Source organism: Streptomyces sp. WAC 04229 (assembly GCF_003947455.1).
In the GTDB taxonomy this organism is placed as follows: Bacteria; Actinomycetota; Actinomycetes; order Streptomycetales; family Streptomycetaceae; genus Streptomyces.
This window is the reverse complement of sequence record NZ_QHJH01000049.1, coordinates 1-18601: the sequence shown is the minus strand read 5'-3', so window position 1 is coordinate 18601 and position 18601 is coordinate 1. Positions and strand designations below refer to the sequence as shown.

At 71.7% G+C, this 18601-nt stretch carries 20 protein-coding genes and 1 pseudogene; 11 read left to right on the top strand and 10 right to left on the bottom strand.

Annotation, left to right across the window (positions count from 1 at the left end; all coding sequences use genetic code 11):
• Positions 1–46 precede the first annotated feature (46 nt).
• Positions 47–3256, top strand: a complete 3210-nt coding sequence (locus DMH12_RS16030; protein ID WP_125492253.1) for a tetratricopeptide repeat protein — start codon at positions 47–49, stop codon at positions 3254–3256.
• A gap of 25 nt (positions 3257–3281) precedes the next feature.
• Here DMH12_RS16030 and DMH12_RS16025 read toward each other — a convergent pair whose 3' ends face one another.
• Together DMH12_RS16025 and mca are read right to left on the bottom strand one after the other, a co-directional pair.
• Positions 3282–3524 (bottom strand): hypothetical protein, encoded by a 243-nt coding sequence (locus tag DMH12_RS16025; protein WP_185832343.1) that lies wholly within the window; start codon positions 3522–3524, stop codon positions 3282–3284.
• The gene (gene mca / locus DMH12_RS16020; RefSeq protein WP_185832346.1) at positions 3517–4377 is read right to left on the bottom strand and encodes a mycothiol conjugate amidase Mca; all 861 of its coding nucleotides are present in this window, start codon (positions 4375–4377) and stop codon (positions 3517–3519) included. Before mca ends, DMH12_RS16025 begins: the two co-directional genes overlap by 8 nt.
• A gap of 146 nt (positions 4378–4523) precedes the next feature.
• Between mca and DMH12_RS16015 the strand changes: the two genes are divergently transcribed.
• Entirely contained in the window at positions 4524–4922 is a 399-nt protein-coding gene (locus tag DMH12_RS16015; RefSeq protein WP_125492250.1) for a DUF4307 domain-containing protein, read from the top strand.
• A 180-nt stretch (positions 4923–5102) separates the two neighbouring features.
• Positions 5103–5600: a transcription elongation factor GreA gene (greA, locus tag DMH12_RS16010; protein WP_125492249.1), complete on the top strand. Its 498-nt coding sequence runs from the start codon at positions 5103–5105 to the stop codon at positions 5598–5600.
• A gap of 55 nt (positions 5601–5655) precedes the next feature.
• On the opposite strand, the pseudogene DMH12_RS16005 reads toward greA, so the two are convergent.
• Positions 5656–5889, bottom strand: a pseudogene (locus DMH12_RS16005) (ABC transporter permease); the annotation flags it as partial.
• 143 nt (positions 5890–6032) lie between these two features.
• On the opposite strand from DMH12_RS16005, the gene DMH12_RS16000 reads away from it, so the two are divergent.
• On the top strand, positions 6033–6431 hold the full coding sequence (locus DMH12_RS16000; RefSeq protein WP_125492248.1) for a hypothetical protein: 399 nt from the start codon (positions 6033–6035) through the stop codon (positions 6429–6431).
• Between the two features lie 90 nt (positions 6432–6521).
• On the opposite strand, the gene DMH12_RS15995 is transcribed toward DMH12_RS16000, so the two are convergent.
• The 3 genes from DMH12_RS15995 to ilvA all read right to left on the bottom strand — a co-directional run bounded on the left by DMH12_RS15995 (position 6522) and on the right by ilvA (position 9824).
• Entirely contained in the window at positions 6522–7382 is an 861-nt protein-coding gene (locus DMH12_RS15995; RefSeq protein WP_125492247.1) for an ABC transporter permease, read from the bottom strand.
• On the bottom strand, positions 7379–8398 hold the full coding sequence (locus DMH12_RS15990; protein WP_125492246.1) for an ATP-binding cassette domain-containing protein: 1020 nt from the start codon (positions 8396–8398) through the stop codon (positions 7379–7381). The genes DMH12_RS15995 and DMH12_RS15990 overlap by 4 nt, the downstream gene beginning before the upstream one ends.
• Before the next feature lie 196 nt (positions 8399–8594).
• A complete protein-coding gene (gene ilvA / locus DMH12_RS15985) occupies positions 8595–9824 on the bottom strand; it encodes a threonine ammonia-lyase (RefSeq protein WP_125492245.1) in 1230 nt (409 codons plus the stop codon).
• Between the two features lie 163 nt (positions 9825–9987).
• Between ilvA and DMH12_RS15980 the strand changes: the two genes are divergently transcribed.
• The 3 genes from DMH12_RS15980 to DMH12_RS15970 all read left to right on the top strand — a co-directional run bounded on the left by DMH12_RS15980 (position 9988) and on the right by DMH12_RS15970 (position 11469).
• Positions 9988–10494, top strand: a complete 507-nt coding sequence (locus DMH12_RS15980; RefSeq protein WP_185832345.1) for a MarR family winged helix-turn-helix transcriptional regulator — start codon at positions 9988–9990, stop codon at positions 10492–10494.
• A 110-nt stretch (positions 10495–10604) separates the two neighbouring features.
• Positions 10605–11111: a sigma factor-like helix-turn-helix DNA-binding protein gene (locus tag DMH12_RS15975; RefSeq protein ID WP_125492244.1), complete on the top strand. Its 507-nt coding sequence runs from the start codon at positions 10605–10607 to the stop codon at positions 11109–11111.
• 100 nt (positions 11112–11211) lie between these two features.
• Complete coding sequence (locus DMH12_RS15970; RefSeq protein WP_125492243.1) at positions 11212–11469, top strand: hypothetical protein; 258 nt, start codon at positions 11212–11214, stop codon at positions 11467–11469.
• 16 nt (positions 11470–11485) lie between these two features.
• Here the strand turns inward: DMH12_RS15970 and DMH12_RS15965 are convergent, their stop codons facing one another.
• Positions 11486–12640: a cystathionine gamma-synthase gene (locus tag DMH12_RS15965; protein WP_125492242.1), complete on the bottom strand. Its 1155-nt coding sequence runs from the start codon at positions 12638–12640 to the stop codon at positions 11486–11488.
• Positions 12641–12736: 96 nt separating this feature from the next.
• On the opposite strand from DMH12_RS15965, the gene DMH12_RS15960 reads away from it, so the two are divergent.
• The gene (locus DMH12_RS15960; RefSeq protein ID WP_122615949.1) at positions 12737–13855 is read left to right on the top strand and encodes a hypothetical protein; all 1119 of its coding nucleotides are present in this window, start codon (positions 12737–12739) and stop codon (positions 13853–13855) included.
• Positions 13856–13921: 66 nt separating this feature from the next.
• On the opposite strand, the gene msrA is transcribed toward DMH12_RS15960, so the two are convergent.
• A complete protein-coding gene (gene msrA, locus DMH12_RS15955; RefSeq protein WP_125492241.1) occupies positions 13922–14434 on the bottom strand; it encodes a peptide-methionine (S)-S-oxide reductase MsrA in 513 nt (170 codons plus the stop codon).
• A 302-nt stretch (positions 14435–14736) separates the two neighbouring features.
• Between msrA and DMH12_RS15950 the strand changes: the two genes are divergently transcribed.
• Positions 14737–15021, top strand: a complete 285-nt coding sequence (locus DMH12_RS15950) for a hypothetical protein (RefSeq protein ID WP_125492240.1) — start codon at positions 14737–14739, stop codon at positions 15019–15021.
• A gap of 230 nt (positions 15022–15251) precedes the next feature.
• The gene (locus DMH12_RS15945; RefSeq protein ID WP_125492239.1) at positions 15252–15896 is read left to right on the top strand and encodes a hypothetical protein; all 645 of its coding nucleotides are present in this window, start codon (positions 15252–15254) and stop codon (positions 15894–15896) included.
• A 100-nt stretch (positions 15897–15996) separates the two neighbouring features.
• On the opposite strand, the gene DMH12_RS15940 is transcribed toward DMH12_RS15945, so the two are convergent.
• Complete coding sequence (locus DMH12_RS15940; RefSeq protein WP_125492238.1) at positions 15997–16608, bottom strand: TetR/AcrR family transcriptional regulator; 612 nt, start codon at positions 16606–16608, stop codon at positions 15997–15999.
• A gap of 159 nt (positions 16609–16767) precedes the next feature.
• Between DMH12_RS15940 and DMH12_RS15935 the strand changes: the two genes are divergently transcribed.
• Positions 16768–17787: an aldo/keto reductase gene (locus DMH12_RS15935; protein ID WP_125492237.1), complete on the top strand. Its 1020-nt coding sequence runs from the start codon at positions 16768–16770 to the stop codon at positions 17785–17787.
• A gap of 29 nt (positions 17788–17816) precedes the next feature.
• Here the strand turns inward: DMH12_RS15935 and DMH12_RS15930 are convergent.
• A partial coding sequence (locus DMH12_RS15930) for an NAD(P)H-binding protein (RefSeq protein WP_312023937.1) occupies positions 17817–18601 on the bottom strand: 785 nt, incomplete at its 5' end.

Below are 18601 nucleotides of genomic sequence, written 5' to 3'. Positions count from 1 at the left end.
ACCGGGGCACCCGGGAGGACGCGGATGCCGCCGGAGGGGGCGCGACATGCGGGACAGTCATCGTGCAGAGGCCGAGGGACTGCTGAGGCGGGCCGTGGAGGAGGAGGTACGGCGTTCGGGCGGACGTACGGACGGGAACGTGCTGCTCTCCCGGGCCCGTGCGGCACTGGACGCGATGGCGGGCACGTCCGCCGAGGAGTACGACGCCTACACCCGAGCCCTCGACGAGGCGGCGGCCGGCCAGCTCACCTTCCGGCAGCGGTACGCCCGTGAGGGCGCCGGCACCCCCTTGCTGGTCGCCGCCGTCGCGGCGGTCGCCGCGGTGGTGGCCGACGTGGCGCTCGGCACCGGCACCGGCACCGCGGTGGGCGCGGGCGTGGCCGTCGGCGTCGTCGGCGCCGCGGCGACCGTGCTGAAGGTGGTCGGGTCCCACCTGCCGGCCGCCCACCACCGTGCCGGTGCCGTCAGCCAGCCCGGCGGGCCCGAGCAGCTGCGGCTGCAGTGGCTCACCGCCCTGGAAGTGCGCGGCATCCGGCCCTTCCTGGACCAGCAGCGGATGCTCGCCGCGTCCACCGCTCCGGCCAAGACCGGCCCGAAACTGCGGGGCGCCGACAAGAGCGCGGCGGCCCGGGGGCGCAGCGCGCTGGAGCAGTCGTTCGGTCAACTGCCCGAGCCGGGAGCGGCGTTCGCCGGCCGCAGGCGGGAGATGGCCCAGCTGCGGCAGTGGGTGCAGGCGGCCCGCGCGAGCACCGAGACGAAGCCGACGGTGGTGGTGCTGCACGGGGCGCCCGGCAGCGGCCGTACGACGCTCGCGGTGCGCGCCGTCCACGACCTGCGCGACTACTTCCGCGGGGCCTGCCTGGTCGACCTGCGCGGCGACGGCGCCGCGTCGGGGGGCGAGGCGCCGCTCAACACCCGGGACGCCCTGCTGCATCTGCTCAACCGGCTCGGGGCGCCGCGCGAACAGCTGCTCTTCCGCGAGCGTTCCTCCGCGGACCAGCAGGTCAAGCGGCTGAGCGAGCTGTACCACCAGCATCTGACGGGCGTACCGGTCACCGTGGTCCTGGACGACGCCGCGGACCCCGAGCAGGTGCGCACCCTGGTGCCGGAGCGGTCCGACAGCCTGGTGCTGGTCACCTCGCGGAAGCCGCTGGCACTGCCGCCGGACCTGCCCGCGCACGTGTACGCGCTGCCGGTCGAGGCGCTGGACGCGGCGGGCGCCGAGGAGCTGCTGGGCGCCGCCGCACAGGACGCCTCGGGGCCGTACGACGCCGAAGCCGGCGACCGGATCCGGGAGCTGTGCGGCGGGCTGCCGCTGGCGCTGCGGGTCGCCGGGTCGTCGCTCGGCCCGCGCTCGCCGCGCGCCCTGGCGGCCGACCTGGGCGCGTACGGGCCGGTGGAGCCGGTCGAGCGCGCGCTGTGGCTGCGCTACACCGACCAGCCGGAGCCGGCCCGGCGGCTGCTGCGCCGGCTGGCACTGGCGGGCCGCACCTCGATGGGGGCCGCGGCCGCCGCCGCGCTGCTGGCCACGGACGAGACCGAGGCGACCAAGCAGCTGACGGCGCTGTCCCGGGCGGGCCTGCTCGACCACGTCCGGGGCAGCCGCTACCGGCTGCACGACGTCGTCCGCGCCTTCGCCCGCGCCCGGCTCGCCGACGAGGAGGAGCCCGGCGAGCGGACGGCGGCGCAGGAACGGCTGATCGCCAACTACGGCGAGCTGGCCGACTCGGTGCTGCGGCTGGTCGACGGCAACATGTCGACCCGCTCGAACCAGTTCGGGCAGTACGGCTTCACGTCCCTGGACGAGGCGCTGCGCTGGCTGGACGACGAGTCGAGCTTCATCACGGCGGCGCTCAGACACGCGGAGGGCGTCGACCAGGGCGCGGTGCTGAACCTGCTGGGCGCGCTGTGCGACTACTGCCTGCTGCGCGGCGACCTCTACCGGCTGGGTGAGATCAGCGAGCTGGCGCAGTCCGTGGACCAGGGGCTGCTGGTGCGTTCGGTGCAGTGGCGCACCGGCATCGCGGCCCGGCAGCTCGGCGAGCTGGACAAGGCGCGCACCACGCTGGCCTCCGTGGTCGACCTGTACCGGGAGGCGCATCACGACGCGGGCGCGGCCCGTGCCCTGTGCTCGCTGGGCATCACGCTGCACCACCAGGGCAACCTGACCGACGCGGCGGCGAAGCTGCGGGAGGCGCTCGACCTCCAGGCCGCGCCCGAGCTGGACACGGACCGGGCGTGGACGCTGCACGCGCTGGCGGCGGTGCAGCGCGACCGGGCCCGGCTGGCGGAGGCCATGGACCTGCTCACCGAGTCACTGGTGCTGCACCGGGCGGGCGAGTCGCTGCACGGTCAGGCGTGGGCCCACTTCCAGCTCGGGCAGCTGCACCTGCGCATGGGCGACGTACCGCGCGCGGAGTCGGACCTGCGGGCGGCCCTGGAGCTGTACGGCCGGACCCAGGACGCCCGCGGTGAGGCCTGGGCGCTGACCCAGCTGGCGCGGGCCCGGCTGGTGGACGGGGAGGCCTCCGAGGCGGTCGACGAGCTGCGGCGCGCGGCGGCCCGGCACCGGGACAACGAGGACGCCCGCGGCGAGGCGTGGACGGTCTACTACGTGGGCCAGGCGCTGGAGGAGACGGGCGACCTGGACCAGTCGGTGCGCGAGCTGGAACGCTCCCGCACCATGTTCTCCCGGATGCGGGACGTGTACGGCCTCGCCTGCGCCCGGCACCACTCGGCGCGGGTCACCCGCGACCAGCGCGCCGCGCAGACCGGCTCGCTGCGCAACTCCGGTTTCGCCCGGCAGCTCCTGGTGGACGCGCGCGCCGACTTCCAGCGCATCGGCGTCGGCCACGGCGAGGCGTGGACCTGCCTGGAGCTGGCGGTGGTGGACGCGGGCAACGCCCGTACGCCGCAGGCACTGGGGCTGTGCGACGAGGCCGCCGCCCTGTTCGCCGCGTACGGCGACCGGCGCGGGGAGGACTGGGCCCGCTTCCTGCGCTGCACACTGCTGCCGTACGCGGCCCCGGGCGGGGTGGAGGTCGGCACGGCGGTGGCGCAGGAGGAGCTGGCCCAGCTGTCCCGGGCCGGGCACCCGGCGCGGGACGCGTTGCTCGACGAGTACGTCGACGCCTACCAGCTGCTGCTGGAACGCGGCGTCCAGCTGGAGTCGGGCTGGCAGGCCTGGCGCCTGGGCATGGTCCCGAACCGCCACGCCCGCGAGGTCATGGGGGTGGCGGTGACGGCGCGGTCGTGACCGGGGGCGCCGCCCCCGGCCGCCGCTAGCCCTGCCGGGGCTCCGGCCGCTCGCCGCCGGCGGTCCGGGTCTCGGGGTCGGGGGCCTCCTTGAAGTCGACCTTGCCCATGTGGCGGGTCATGGACTTCATCAGGGCCCACACCGCCAGGGCCATCACCGCGAAGACGATGAAGCCGAGGACACCGGGGGTGACCTTGTCCTCGTCGAGTTCGGCGAGGGTGACGAGGTGCGTCATTGCCAGGCTTGCGCTTGCACTCATGTCAGGCATTGTCCCGGACGCCCGCGAAGAGGTCGTCCTCGGGGAGGGAGGTATCGACGAGGGACTTCGCCAGCTCGTACTCCTCGGTGGGCCAGACCTCCTTCTGGATCTCCATCGGCACCCGGAACCAGCCCCCGTCGGGGTCGATCTGCGTGGCGTGGGCGATCAGCGCCTTGTCACGGATCTCGAAGAAGTCCGCGCAGGGCACGTGCGTGGTGAGCGTGCGCTCCTTGCGCTCGAACTCCGACCAGCGCTTGAGCCAGTCCTCGTAGGGCGACTCCAGTCCGCGGTCCAGCAGCGCGTGGTGCAGGGCCTCGGTGCGGGGGCGGTTGAAGCCCTGGTTGTAGTACACCTTCACCGGCTGGTACGCCGTGCCGTACTCGGCCTCCGGGTACTTCTCGGTGTCGGCCGCGCCCTCGAACGCCACCATCGTGATCTTGTGGGTCATGATGTGGTCGGGATGCGGGTACCCGCCGTTCTCGTCGTAGGTGGTGATCACCTGCGGCCGGAAGGAGCGGATCTTCCGCACCAGCTCACCGGCCGCCTTGTCGACGTCCTCCAGGGCGAAGCAGCCGTCCGGCAGCGGCGGCAGCGGGTCGCCCTCGGGCAGGCCGGAGTCGACGAAGCCGAGCCACTCCTGCTTGACGCCCAGGATCTCCCGGGCCTCGTCCATCTCCTTCCTGCGCACCTCGTGGATGTTCTCCTCGATGTACGGGTCGCCCTGGAGCTTGGGGTTGAGGATGGAGCCGCGTTCCCCGCCCGTGCAGGTCACCACCAGCACGTCCACCCCCTCGGACACGTACTTCGCCATGGTGGCCGCGCCCTTGCTCGACTCGTCGTCGGGGTGGGCGTGAACGGCCATCAGCCGCAGCTGCTCAGTCAAGACTCAATCCTCGGGTCAGTCGGCGCCCGTGTGCATCGGCGCAATCGGAGGCTTCTATAGTGACCGAATCGGGAGCCGAATAATTCCGGGGCCCGGGAAGACCGGCTCCTGCCGAGAGGACGATCATGAGCACGGCCACGACGCGAAGGCCCGAGGGCCGCTACGGCCGCTCCTCGGACGAACGGGCCGACCGCACGCTCAAGGTCGTGGGCGCCGTGCTCGGTGCCGTCCTCCTCGCCGTGATCGGCTGGTTCGGCTACCACTACGTCGGTCAGAACAAGATCAGTGGCGAGCTGATCGGCTTCGAGCTCGCCGAGGACTCGGTGCAGGTGCACCTGGAGGTCCGCAAGGACGCCGGTGTCACCGGCTACTGCACGGTCCGCTCCCAGGCGGAGGACGGCGACGAGGTCGGCCGGGCCGACTTCCGCTTCGACGGGGACGGCACACGCATCGACAGGGTCGTCACGCTGCGGACGAAGGCCGCGGGCACGTCGGCCGAGCTGCTCGGCTGCCACCCGGAGTGACCTGACGGCGAACGTCAGCACGAATCCATGGGCTCCCACCTGCGATGACAGGAATCTGGCGGCTTATGTCCTCCCCCTTTGGCCACTGAATTGTTAGGCTCGTGGTTTCGCCCTTCCGTGAAGGAACATCCTTCTGGGTAGGGCGTTGATTTGTATTCCCAGTACCAACGAGGAGCACCCGTGACCCAGACCAGCGAGAACGTCACCTGGCTGACCCAGGAGGCGTACAACAAGCTCAAGGAGGAGCTTGAATACCTTACTGGTCCCGCGCGCACCGAGATCTCTGCCAAGATCGCCGCGGCCCGTGAGGAGGGTGACCTCCGTGAGAACGGCGGGTACCACGCGGCGAAGGAGGAGCAGGGCAAGCAGGAGCTCCGCGTGCGCCAGCTGACCCAGCTGCTCGAAAGCGCCAAGGTGGGCGAGGCCCCGGCCGCGAACGGCGCGGTGGCCCCCGGCATGGTCGTCACGATCGCGTTCGACGGCGACGAGGACGACACGCTGACCTTTCTGCTCGCCTCGCGGGAGTACGCGAGCTCGGACATCGAGACCTACTCGCCGCAGTCCCCGCTGGGCTCGGGCGTCATCGGCCACAAGGTCGGCGAGGACGCGCAGTACGAGCTGCCCAACGGCAAGCCGGCCTCCGTGAAGATCCTCAAGGCCGAGCCTTACGACGGCTGATCCGCCTTGCCTTCTGGCGAGCCCCCGGTGTCCTGGTGACGCCGGGGGCTCTTCGTCATGAGGCGGCCGAGCGGTGCTTGCGCACCGCCAGGGTCCTGAAGACCACGACGATCAGGGCGGACCACATCACCGGGGCCCAGACGGGATGCCGCATGGGCCAGGCGTCCGACTGCACGACGCCCGGGTTGCCGAACAGCTCGCCGCAGGCCTGCACGGTGGCGCTGAACGGGTTCCACTCGGCGATGTGCCGGAGCCAGGAGGTCATCTGGCTGGAGTCCACGAAGGCGTTCCAACGCCGGCGCCTGCCCCACCAACTGCGCCCGCAAGCATCTGAAACCACCCGTTGAGGGCCTGAAATCTCCTGTGTTCGTACGGCGACGCTACGTAGCGTCAGGTCCCGACCGAGCGCCAAGAGGCGCAACGAGGCTGTCGATGAACAAGGGGTTGATCCTGATCAAGGTATTGACGAAGGCGCTCGGAACGGGCGCGGCAGCGGCGGCCCTGGTGATGGGCACGGCATTCTCGGCCCAAGCCGGCCCCCAGGTGACCGCCAAAGCCAACGTTCCCTACCTGTCTGGTGGCAGGGTCTACGCCTCGGCGACCCTGTGGGGACCGAACCCGGTCGGCACCAAGCTCTGCGTCTACCTCAACACCCAGCACCCGTACACCCCGGATATCACGGTCGCGTCCGGCTGCAAGTCGCTCAACGCCGGCACCCACAGGGTGTCCGTGAAGAAGCCGGCGTGCGGCAACATGACGACGTATGCCGCTGTCGTCTACAAGGGCAAGACGAAGTGGACGGGCAGCACGAAGTACAAGCTGTTCTGCTGACATCGCGCACGGCAAGGGGCGCAGAGCCGACTGCGCTCTGCGCCCCTTGCCGTTCTTCTGATGCATGTCAGACGCCACCTGACATCCCGCTCAGACTGCCGCCTTACGGTACTTGCGCACCGCCAGGGTCCGGAAGACCGCAATGATCAGGACGGACCAGATCACCGAGGCCAGGACCGGATGTTCCATCGGCCAGGCTCCGGTGACCGACTTCGGAACGCCCTCGATCGTGTTGCCGAACAGCTCGCGCGCCGCCGCCACCGTGGCACTGAACGGGTTCCACTCGGCGACGTACTGGAGGAACTTCGGCATGCCGTTGACCGGCACGAACGCGTTCGAGATGAACGTCAGCGGGAACAGCCAGATCAGTCCGCCCGAGGTCGCCGCCTCGGGGGTCCGCACGGTCAGGCCGATCAGTGCGCCGATCCATGTGAACGCGTAGCCGAGCAGGAGGAGCAGGGCGAAGCCCGCCAGGACGCTCGCGATGTTCTCGTGCGTGCGCCAGCCGACGATCAGCGCAACTCCCGCCAGCACGGCCAGTGTCACAGCCGTCTGCACCAAGTCGGCGAGCGTCCGGCCAGTGAGCACCGCGCCGCGCGCCATCGGTAGCGACCGGAAGCGGTCGATCAGCCCCTTGTGCATGTCGTCGGCGATGCCCGCGCCCGCACCTGCCGTGGCGAAGGTGACGGTCTGGGCGAAGATGCCGGCCATCAGGAATTCCTTGTAGGCACCGGCGCTGACACCGGCGCCCGGAATGGCGATCGACCCCCCGAAGACGTAGGTGAACAGGACCACGAACATAACTGGCTGGATGACCCCAAAAAGGATCATCTCGGGAATCCTGGTCATCCGGATCAGGTTTCTCCGGGCGATGACCAGGGAGTCCCGGACGGACGCCCCGACGGGGTTGGTGCTTGCCCCGGCCGGCGCGGCTTCGGTGGCGGCGCTCACTTGGCGGCCTCCTTCTTGTCCTTGTGGCCGGCGTCGGCCGTCGGGGCCTGGCCGTCGCCGGCGTCCTCGGCCTCGACCTCGGCCACGTGGCCGGTGAGGGAGAGGAAGACGTCGTCCAGGGTGGGGCGGCGCAGGCCGATGTCGTCGATCTCGATGCCGCGGACGTCGAGTTCGCGGATGACCTCGGCGAGCAGCTTCGCGCCGCCGGTGACGGGAACGGTGAGCTTGCGGGTGTGCTCCTCGACGGTGGTCGAGCCCTTGCCGAATCCGGCGAGCACCTCGGCGGCCGTCCCCATGTGGTCGCGCTCGTGGACGACGACCTCGACGCGCTCGCCGCCAGTGCGGGCCTTGAGCTGGTCGGAGGTGCCGCGGGCGATGACGCGGCCGTGGTCGACCACCGCGATGTCGTGCGCGAGGTGGTCGGCCTCCTCCAGATACTGCGTGGTCAGCAGCAGGGTCGTACCGCCGGAGACCAGCTGCTTGATGACCTCCCACAGCTCCTGGCGGTTGCGCGGGTCGAGGCCGGTGGTCGGCTCGTCCATGAACATGACGGGCGGGGAGACCACCAGGGCCGCCGCCAGGTCGAGCCGGCGGCGCATGCCTCCGGAGTAGGTCTTCGTGGGACGGTCGGCGGCATCGGTGAGGTGGAACTGCTCCAGCAGCTCGACCGCCCTGGCCTTCGCGGCCTTGGACCGCATCTGGTAGAGCTGGCCGACCATCTGGAGGTTCTCCCGGCCGGTCAGGTACTCGTCGACCGCGGCGAACTGGCCGGAGAGGCCGATGGAACGCCGGACGTCGTTGGGCCGCTTGAGCACGTCGATGCCCGCGACGACGGCCCTGCCGCTGTCGGGGCGCAACAGCGTCGTGAGGCAGCGGACGGCGGTGGTCTTGCCCGCGCCGTTCGGCCCGAGCAGGCCCAGGACCGTGCCCTCGGGAACGTCCAGGTCGACGCCGTCCAGAGCCCTTACGTCACCGAAAGTCTTGACCAGGCCTTCGGCATAGATGGCGCCTGGCATATGAGTCTCCACGTCGTCGGGGATGCTTCGGAAAGCCTAGGTTTATGGATTTCGCCGCGCTCAGCGAGCGAATTACGAGACACACCATAACGCGATGTATCGCGTCTCACCATCTACTTACACGAACGAGTGACAAGTGGTGGCCGACCCTTCCGGATCCCCCAGGCCCTCGGATCCCGCGGCTCCGGGATCCGCCTCAGCCGATGACGGGGTAGCCGGCCTCCCGCAGCGCCCTGCCGACCTCGGCACAGTGCTCCGGGCCCTTCGTCTCCAGGTGCAGCTCGACCTCCGCCTCCGTGAGCCCGAGCCGTGGATCGGTCCGTACGTGGCTCACGTCGAGGACGTTGGCGTCGACCACTGACAACACCCCGAGAAGCGTGGCCAGGGCGCCGGGACGGTCCGTCAGCCGCAGCCGGACCGCCAGGTAGCGGCCCTGCGCGGCCATGCCGTGCCGCAGCACGCCCTGCATCAGCACGGGGTCCACGTTGCCCCCGGACAGCACCGCCGCGACGGGGCCCTCGAACGACCCGGGATCGCTGAGCAGCGCCGCCACCGGACTCGCACCGGCCGGCTCCACGACGAGCTTGGCCCGCTCCAGGCAGAGCAGCAGAGCCGTGGACAGCTCGTCCTCCGAGACCGTGCGGACCTCGTCCACCAGCTCGCCGACGATGCCGAACGGCACGTCGCCCGGCCGCCCCACCTTGATGCCGTCGGCCATCGTCACGGGGTGGTCGACCGCCACCGGGCGCCCGGCGGCCAGCGAGGGCGGATAGGCCGCCGCGCCCTCCGCCTGCACACCCACGATCCGCACGTCCGGCCGCAGCGCCTTCACGGCGACCGCGATGCCGGCCACCAGCCCTCCCCCTCCGATCCCGACCACGACGGTCCGCACCTCGGGGCACTGCTCCAGGATCTCCAGCCCGACCGTCCCCTGGCCCGCGATGACGTCGGGATGGTCGAAGGGGTGGATGAACACCGCGCCGGTCCGCTCCGCGTACTCCTGCGCCGCGGCCAGCGTCTCGTCGACCACCTGGCCGTGCAGCCGCACCTCGGCGCCGTAGTCCCGGGTCGCGCTGATCTTCGGCAGCGGGGCGCCCTTCGGCATGAACACCGTCGAACGCACGCCGAGCAGCGACGACGCCAGGGCCACGCCCTGCGCGTGGTTGCCGGCGCTCGCCGCGACCACCCCGGCGGCCCGCTGCTCGGGGAGCAGCCCGGCGATCCGGACGTAGGCGCCGCGCAGCTTGAACGAGCCCGTCCGCTGGAGGTTCTCGCACTTGAGGTGCACCGGCGAGCCGACCAGCTGGGACAGGTGCCTGCTGCCCTCCATCGCCGTCACCCGCGCCACGCCCGAGAGCATCTTCTGCGCCCCGCGCACGTCGTCGAGGGTGACGGGTCCGACGAGGGCGGCCGTGCTGTAGCTCATGCCTCCAGCATCGCAGTTCACGGGGGCCCGGGGCCGTTGTGACCAACCTCCGAGACCTGCTTTTGGGCAGCGCCGGTACGCCCTGCCCCCCGGCCGCGTACCCTGTCCCCCAATTAGCAGCCCTCCACGAAGTGAGCCCCCGGCCATGCCCACAACACCTGAAATGTCGATGGACATGACGACCGCCGGTGACCCCGGTCTTCTCGAGACGCTCCAGCACGAGGTCGCGCTCTTCGCCCGTCGTGCCGAACAGACCCGGCTCGGCGGGGTCGGGCAGGTCCGCAACTCCATGGACCGCGCCGCCTACCTGCTGCTCAACCGCCTCGACAAAGAGGGCCCGATGGGCGTGAAGGCACTGGCCGCGAGCATGGGGATCGACTCCTCCACGGTCACCCGTCAGGTTGCTCCGCTCGTGGACACGGGCCTGGTCAAGAGGACGTCGCACCCGGAGGACGGACGCGCGGTGGTGCTCCAGCTGTCCCCGCGCGGCGAGACGCGGCTGGAGGAGGTCCGCTCCTCCCGGCGTCAGCTGATGGCCGAGCTGACCCACGACTGGGCGCCGGAGGAGCGCGAGGCGTTCTGCGCGCTCCTCGCGCGCTTCAACGGCGCCCTGTCCGCCCGTATGGCCCCTGCGGGCATGGCGGGGCAGGACTCGCCGTCGGGCTCCTGAGGCGCCCGCAACGGCTTTACCGCGCGGTTCGGACCGAACTCTTGACCGACGGGGCACCCCTGGCCTGATATGAGACCTCAGGGGTCGTCGCCGTCTGGGCGGGAGGCGCGGTGCGAGAACGGCATGTGTCTCACAATGCCCGCCGGGCCCGGGAGTTCGAGGCGTTCGTCGCGGGCGCGGCGGGGCGGCTGCTGCAGGCCGCCACCCTGCTGACGGCCGAGGCGCCGGACGCCAACCCGCGCGCGCGGCGGCTGCTGTCGCTGTCCCTCGCCCACACGTACGCGTCCTGGGACCGGCTGCACGGCGAGGACCCGTACGACCGGGCCCGGCAGTATCTGGCAGCCCGCTTCGCCCGCGGTGCCTGGCACCGGCACGGCGGCCTGGTCCGGCCCCGGCGGCGACCCGTGGGCCCGCTGGGCGCGCTCACCCCTCAGGAACGCCTCATCCTGGTCCTCAGGCTGTACGAGGGCGTCGCCGAGGAACAGGCGGCCGCGCTGCTCGGCCTGCCCGTGGAGCGCGTACGCACGATCTGCGACCGGGCGACGGCCACCCTGCTGCGTCCGCCCGCCACACCGGCCCGTCCGGTGGGGGCGAAGGCGAAGGCGGCCACGCCGTGAGGGGCGGGGACGGGGCGGGAACGGCCTGCGAGCCCGGCGAGTCCCACCTGTCCGGCGGGACCGCCGCCGGTACGCGCGTGTGGTGCGTCAGGAGGGGGCGGTGAACCGCGCGCGGCGGGAGGCCGCCGCCCGGCGGATCATGGAGAAGTCGCCACCGCGCGTGCCGCCGGAGCTGTACGCGGACGCCGTGCGCCGCGGCGGCCGCATGCTGCGGCGGCGGGCGGCCGCCCGCCGCGCGATGTGGCTGCTGCTGTGCGCCGCGGTCGTGGCGTTCACCGTGTGGGCGCTGACCGCGCGGCCCTGGGTGGAGCCGCCGTCGGAGACGACCCCACCCGTGACGGGCTGGGAGGGCTGGTGAGCCCCCGGACCAGGGGCTAGCCCAGGGCCTGCTGGAGGTCCGCCAGCAGGTCGTCGACGTTCTCGATGCCGACCGACAGCCGCACCAGGTCGGCGGGCACCTCCAGGGCCGAGCCCGCGGCGGCGGCGTGCGTCATCCGCCCGGGGTGCTCGATCAGCGACTCGACGCCGCCCAGGGACTCGCCGAGCGTGAACACCTTCGCGCGGTTGCAGACCTCGACGGCCGCCTGCTCGCCGCCCTCGACGCGGAACGAGACCATGCCGCCGAACGCCTTCATCTGCTTGGCGGCGATCTCGTGGCCCGGGTGCTCCGGGAGGCCCGGGTACAGGACGCTCGTCACGCGCGCGTGCCGGGAGAGCATGTCGGCGACCTTGACCGCGTTCTCGCTGTGCCGGTCCATGCGCACGGCGAGGGTCTTGGTGCCGCGCAGCACCAGCCAGGAGTCGAAGGGCCCGGCGACCGCGCCCATCGCGTTCTGGTGGAACGCCAGTTCCTCGCCCAGCTCCTGGTCGTTCACGATCAGCGCGCCGCCGACGACGTCCGAGTGGCCGCCCATGTACTTGGTGAGCGAGTGCACGACGACGTCCGCGCCGAGTGCCAGCGGCTGCTGGAGATACGGCGTGGCGAAGGTGTTGTCGACGACGAGCCGGGCGCCGGCGTCGCGGGCGACCTGGGCGACGGCCGCGATGTCGGTGATCCCGAGCAGCGGGTTGGAGGGCGTCTCCACCCACACGGCCTTGGTCTTCGGGGTGATCGCGGCCCGCACGGCGGCGGGGTCGCTCGAGTCGGCCACGGACCATTCCACGCCCCACCGGGTGGCGACCTTGGCGAAGAGCCGGAACGTGCCGCCGTACGCGTCGTTCGGGATCACCACGTGGTCGCCGGGCCGCAGCAGCGCGCGCAACAGGCAGTCCTCGGCCGCCAGTCCGGACGCGAACGCGAGACCGCGGCGGCCGCCCTCCAGGGCCGCGAGGTTCTCCTCCAGGGCCGTGCGGGTCGGGTTGGCGCTGCGGCTGTACTCGTAGCCGCCGCGCAGTCCGCCGACGCCGTCCTGCTTGTAGGTCGACACCTGATAGATCGGCGGGACGACCGCGCCCGTCAGGGGATCGGCGGTGTTGCCCGCGTGAATCGCGAGCGTCTCGAAGTGCTGACTGATGTGCCTGTCGCTCATGGGCACCGAGGGTAGCGGCGCGACGGGCTTCGCGCGTTTTCCACAGGGCGGGGGACAGGTTGGCCAATTGTCGGCGGCGTCTGGTTCGCTTGAGACATGGAGATTCTCTGGGTCCTGATGGCACTGGCCATGCTGTGCGTGGTGCTGCTCCCCGTTCTGCGGCGCCGGCGAGGCGCGGTCGGTCTGGTGTCCCCCGGCCACCCGGACGCCGCGGACCCCGCGAACTACGGCTTCGCCCTGGAGGAGGAGCTGGACATCCGCATGCCAGGGCCCGACCAGGACCTGCTGGAAGTCCTGGACCTGGTGCAGCGCACGCAGGACTACCGGGGGGCGCAGCAGCTCCTCGCGGGCACGGAGGCGGAGAGCGAGCGGCGCTGGCAGCGGGTGCAGGCCTTCGCGGGTGCCGCGTCGCTGGAGCTGCGGCAGCGGCCGGGCGGTGTCGGGGACACACCGGGCGGGCAGTGGCTGCGGGTGTGGCGGGCCGAGGCGCCGAAGGACGCGGGCGGGGCGGCGGTGCACGCCGAGTTCCTGGTGCAGCAGGCCTGGCGGACGGCGACGCCGGGCACGGACGACTTCCGGATCATCATGGAGGAGGCGAAGTCGGCCTGCTCGGAGGCGGCGCTGCTGGCCCCCGGGGATCCGATCCCGTACATCGTCGAGCTGTCGGTGGCCCGTGGCCTCGGCTATCCGCGCGAGGACTTCGAACAGCTCTGGCTGAAGATCCTGGACCGCGCCCCGAACCACATGGGCGCGCACCTGGCGGCCCTGCACTACTGGTGCGAGAAGTGGCACGGCTCGCGCGACCTGGCGTACTCCTTCGCGGAGGCGGCCGCGGCCCGCGCCCCGCGCGGTTCCCTCCTCGCGGCGATGCCGCTCTTCGCCGTCTTCGAGCACATGCCCGAGGTCAACCTGGTCAGCGGCTTCTACCAGAGCGAGGTCGTCACCAAGGCCGTCCACGGCGCCCTGCACGCGGTGCACTCGGCCCGCCCGGACGACCCGATGCAGGCGCACGTCCGCCACCTGCTGGTCTTCTTCCTGGTCCGCGGCGAGCGCTGGGCCGAGGCCATGAACCAGCTGATAGTGATCGACGGCCACGTCGGCGCCCTGCCCTGGACCCTGTCCAGCGACCCGGCGGCGGAGTTCGCGGTCTACCGCGCGCTCGCGGTGGCGGGCTACGAGGCGAACGGCGGCAGCCCGGCGACCCTCCCCCAGTGACGGTCGACAGCCCGGCCCCCCGACTGGAGGGCCGGGCTGTCGACCACTCGACCGCCGGTCAACCGCTCATCCGTCGGCGCGCACCGGCAGCCGCCACCCCGGCCGCGGGAAGTGGCAGGTGTAGCCGTCGGGGTAGCGCTGCAGGTAGTCCTGGTGCTCGGGCTCGGCCTCCCAGAAGGGCCCGACCGGCTCCACCTCGGTGACGACCTTGCCGGGCCACAGGCCGGAGGCGTCCACGTCCGCGATCGTGTCCTCGGCGATCCGCTTCTGCTCGTCGTCGACGTAGTAGATCGCCGAGCGGTAGCTGAGCCCGATGTCGTTGCCCTGGCGGTTCTTGGTGCTCGGGTCGTGGATCTGGAAGAAGAACTCCAGCAGCGCGCGGTAGTCGGTCTGCTCCGGGTCGTAGAGGATCTCGATGGCCTCCGCGTGGGTGCCGTGGTTGCGATACGTCGCGTTCGGCACGTCTCCCCCGGTGTAACCGACCCGGGTCGCGGTGACGCCGGGAAGCCGGCGGATCAGCTCCTCCATCCCCCAGAAGCATCCGCCCGCGAGCACGGCCCTCTGTGTCTGCGCAGCCATGGTGGCCCTCCAATACCAGTCATCTAGATCACTCGGGCCACCCGGCTCACACACCGGCCACCCTTGCCCTTCCCGTGCAACACCCGAGGGCACCCAGCGATTCCAGGCCGTGCTCCACTCCACGTCAGTGCCTTCCCGTGGCGGACGTACGCAGGGCGGTGTGCCCGGGCCGGCGACCGCCGTTCGGATCACCCGAGGCGGCCCTTCAGGTGATTGCCGGAGGCTTCACGAGCCGGGCAGCCGTCGCAGAGGTACGACGTCTCAGCAGAGGACGAGCCCGGAACGCCGTGAGGAGCTTGGTGATGTACGCAGCAGTCCGGCGGTACGAAGGGGTGACCGACCCGGCCGAGGCCGCACGGCTCGTGAACGAGGGGTTCGTGCCGCTCATGCGCCAGGTCTCCGGTTTCGTCGCCTACTACTGGATCGATGCCGGGGACGGAGTGATGGTCTCGACCAGCGTCTTCCAGGACCGGGCCGGTGCCGACGAATCGATCTCGAGTGCCGCGGACTTCGTGCGGGACAACCTTGCCTCGCTGCTTCCCAACCCTCCCCGGATCATGGCCGGCGAGGTGGTGGCTTCCGCATGACAGCGTGCGGACGGGACACGTGAGACGCCCTCCAGGGCCGTACCGGCCCGCAATGCTCACTGACCCTCCTTCACACCTCTCATCCCGCCCCGTACTCGGCCGCAGAGGACTGTGAACATGGCTTGACATGGGTCAACAAGCCGCCTTCACGGACTGCTTGGGCGTGCGTTTGTCGGTGAGCACCGACGACTCCGTTGGTTGAGGCCGCGTGGTCGCGGATCATGGCAGGCATGCTGAAGCAGACGGAAGAGGTGGGTCAGGCCGAGCCGCCGACGGCGCGTGAGCCGGAACTCTCGGAGTACCAGCGGGCCATGCGAGACCGGCTTCTCGCGGCGCCCGTGGTGCCGGCACCCGATCCTTGGCGGCCCGTAGCGTTCACACCGGTCGGTGGGCTGCTCGGGGTCGGGTTCGCCGCGCATCCCGACAGCGGCCTCGATCTCGTGATGGTCGTCTCCCACGACGGGCACGGTCTCTTCGAGGCGGTCACAGGGGAGAAGATCGCCAGGAACCGTGAGCCTGACCCTGAGGACGACACACCCGACCTGGTCCCGGATCTGACCTGCCCTGGACTGGGACCCGTCGTCGGCAGCCGCGTGCACATCGCCGGGCTCTTCGGCGGAGGGCTTCACCGCACCACCGGGGACGGTTGGACCTTGGAGGTCGTCACCCCGGCTTGGCCCAACGACCGGGTTCTGCTGTCCCGCGACGGGGGCCTGCCCCACGCCGGTCCGCACGGGGAGCGATGGTGGCACATCTTCCACGCCTCCTACTCCGAGATCCGGGCGGTCGGTTTCTCGCCTTCCGGGCAGACGCTCGCCGTCGCGACGAGCAGTGACCTCTCACTGTGGACTCGGGTGGCCGCTCACCAGGACTGAGGTGCGGCGCACCTGAGGCCAAGGGGGGGCGGGGTACCGAAGTCGAGCACCGCGGCTCGGTCGACGGAGCCTGGAGCGGCACACGGGCTGAGCCCCCGTTTCAGTCCCTCCCCCGCAACCCCCCGATCAGCAGCCCCACCAGCTGCCGCGCGTCGTAGCGCGGGTCGTTCTCCGCGCCGATGCACAGGTTGCCGACGCCGCGCATGAGGGCGATGGCGCGTACGTCGGAGTGGATCTCCCCGGCGGCGGACGCGGCGTCCAGGAGGTCGGTGCACACCGGGACCAGGCGGTCGAGGAAGTACGTGTGCAGGGCCTCGAAACCCGCGTTGTCGTACTGGAGGACCCCGGCCAGGCCGTGTTTGGTGACCAGGAAGTCGACGAAGAGGTCGATCCAGCGCGCGAGCGCGTCGTACGGCGTCGGGGCGCTCGCCAGCAGGGCGGGGCCCGCCTCGGCGCACGCCTCCACCTGGTGCCGGTAGACGCCGATGATCAGGTCGGCCCGGGTCGGGAAGTGGCGGTAGATCGTGGCCGTTCCGACGCCGGCCTCGGCCGCGATGTCGCGGACGGGGGCTTCCACGCCCGACCGTACGAACACCGCGGCGGCCGCGTCGAGCAGCGTCTTCTCGTTGCGCCGCGCGTCCGCGCGCTTGGGGCGGGCCGCGTGCCCCGCGGCGCCCGAGCCGTCCCTCGTGACCTCTTGGCCGTCCTTCACCGTGCCATTCCCTCCGCCGACGCCGAGCGGCGTTGCTAAACGGGACACTGTTCCGTATCGTTAAACGGGACAGGGTTCCACTTGGCCTTCCATGATGCCAGAGCAGCGGACCCGCGACCAAGTCATGCCCCCCGTCTCCCCCGTCCGGAGGAATTCGTCATGCAGTACCGCACCTTGGGCCGCACCGGCGTGCAGGTCAGTTCGCTCGCGCTCGGCGCCATGAACTTCGGCAGCATCGGACGCACCACCCAGGAGGAGGCCACCGCCCTCGTCGACGCCGCCCTGGAGGCAGGGATCAACCTCATCGACACCGCCGACTGGTACAGCGGCGGCGAGTCCGAGGAGATGGTCGGCAAGGCAATCGCAGGCCGCCGCGAGGACATCGTGCTGGCCACGAAGGCGTACATGCCGATGAGCGACGAACCCAACCACAAGGGCGCCTCGCGCCGCTGGCTGGTCACCGAGCTGGACAACAGCCTGCGCCGGCTCGGCGTCGACCACGTCGACCTCTACCAGATCCACCGCTGGGACCCGGACACCAGCGACGAGGAGACGCTGTCCGCCCTCACCGACCTCCAGCGCGCGGGGAAGATCCGCTACTTCGGCTCCTCGACCTTCCCCGCGTACCGCATCGTCGAGGCGCAGTGGGCCGCCCGCGAGCACCACCTGGGCCGGTACGTCACCGAGCAGCCCAGTTACTCCGTCCTCCAGCGCGGGGCCGAGAGCCACGTGCTGCCCGTGACCGAGCGGTACGGGCTCGGGGTGCTGGTGTGGAGCCCGCTGGCCTCGGGGTGGCTGTCGGGGGCGGTCCGGGCGGGACGGGAGATCGCCACGCACCGTTCGTCGGTCCTGCCGGAGCGGTTCGACACCTCGCTGCCCGCCAACCGGGCCCGCATCGACGCCGTCGAGAAGCTGGCCGCGGTCGCGGACGAGGCCGGACTCACCATGATCCAGCTCGCGCTCGGTTTCGTGACCGCCCATCCGGCCGTCACCGCCGCGCTCGTCGGGCCCCGGACCCTGGACCACCTGCGCGCGCAGCTCGCCGCCGCGGACACCGTGCTCTCCGACGACGTCCTCGACGCGATCGACGCGATCGTCGCCCCCGGCACGGACCTGGCGGCGCACGAGAAGTTCGACGCCACGCCCGCGCTCCTCGACCCCTCGCTGCGGCGCCGCTGACCAGCCGGGTGAGCGGCGCCGGGGAGCCGTCACCGGCCGCGGCCCGCCCGTTCCGCCAGGAACTCCGCCCAGGTCAGCTTGGCGACCAGCGCCCCCGCCAACGTGAGGTTGGCGCCGGAGCGGTACGCGCGCCCCGCCTTGCCGGGAATGCGCACCGGCAGCCTCGGGCGCCGACGGCGGCCGTGGACCTCGCGGTAGGAGCCCGCCAGCGCGGCCAGGTCGTGGACCTCGGGGCCCGTCATGTCGGGGACCCGGCCGGACGGCTCCGCCAGGGTCAGTTCCACCAGGCGTCCGGCGACCTCGCGGGCGGCGACGGGCTGGAGGCGCAGTCCGCCCGGGGCCGGGAGGACCGGCAGCCGGACCATCTTCTCGATCATGGTCAGGGTCAGCTCGTGGAACTGGGCCGCCCGCATCACCGTCCAGCCGATGCCCGAGTCGGCGATCGCCCGCTCCGACTCCAGCTTGGTGCGCAGCCAGGCCAGCGGCACGGCGTCGGCGCCCACGACCGAGATGTACACGAGGTGCCGTACGTCGGCCCGCGCGGCGGCGCGCACCAGGGTGCGGGTCGCCTCGTCGTCGCCCTTCGGGCCGCCCGCCAGGTGCAGGACGGTGTGCACACCGCCGACCGCGGCGTCGACGCCCTCACCGGTCAGGAGGTCGCCGGTGACGTACTCGACGCCGTCGTCCGCGGCGGAGGGGGGCCGCCGGGTGAGGATCCGCACCTGGTGACCGGCCGCCCGCAGCAGCGGGACGACGTGCCCGCCGAGGGTGCCGCTACCGCCGGTGACCAGGATGGGGGTGGTGGGGTTCGAGG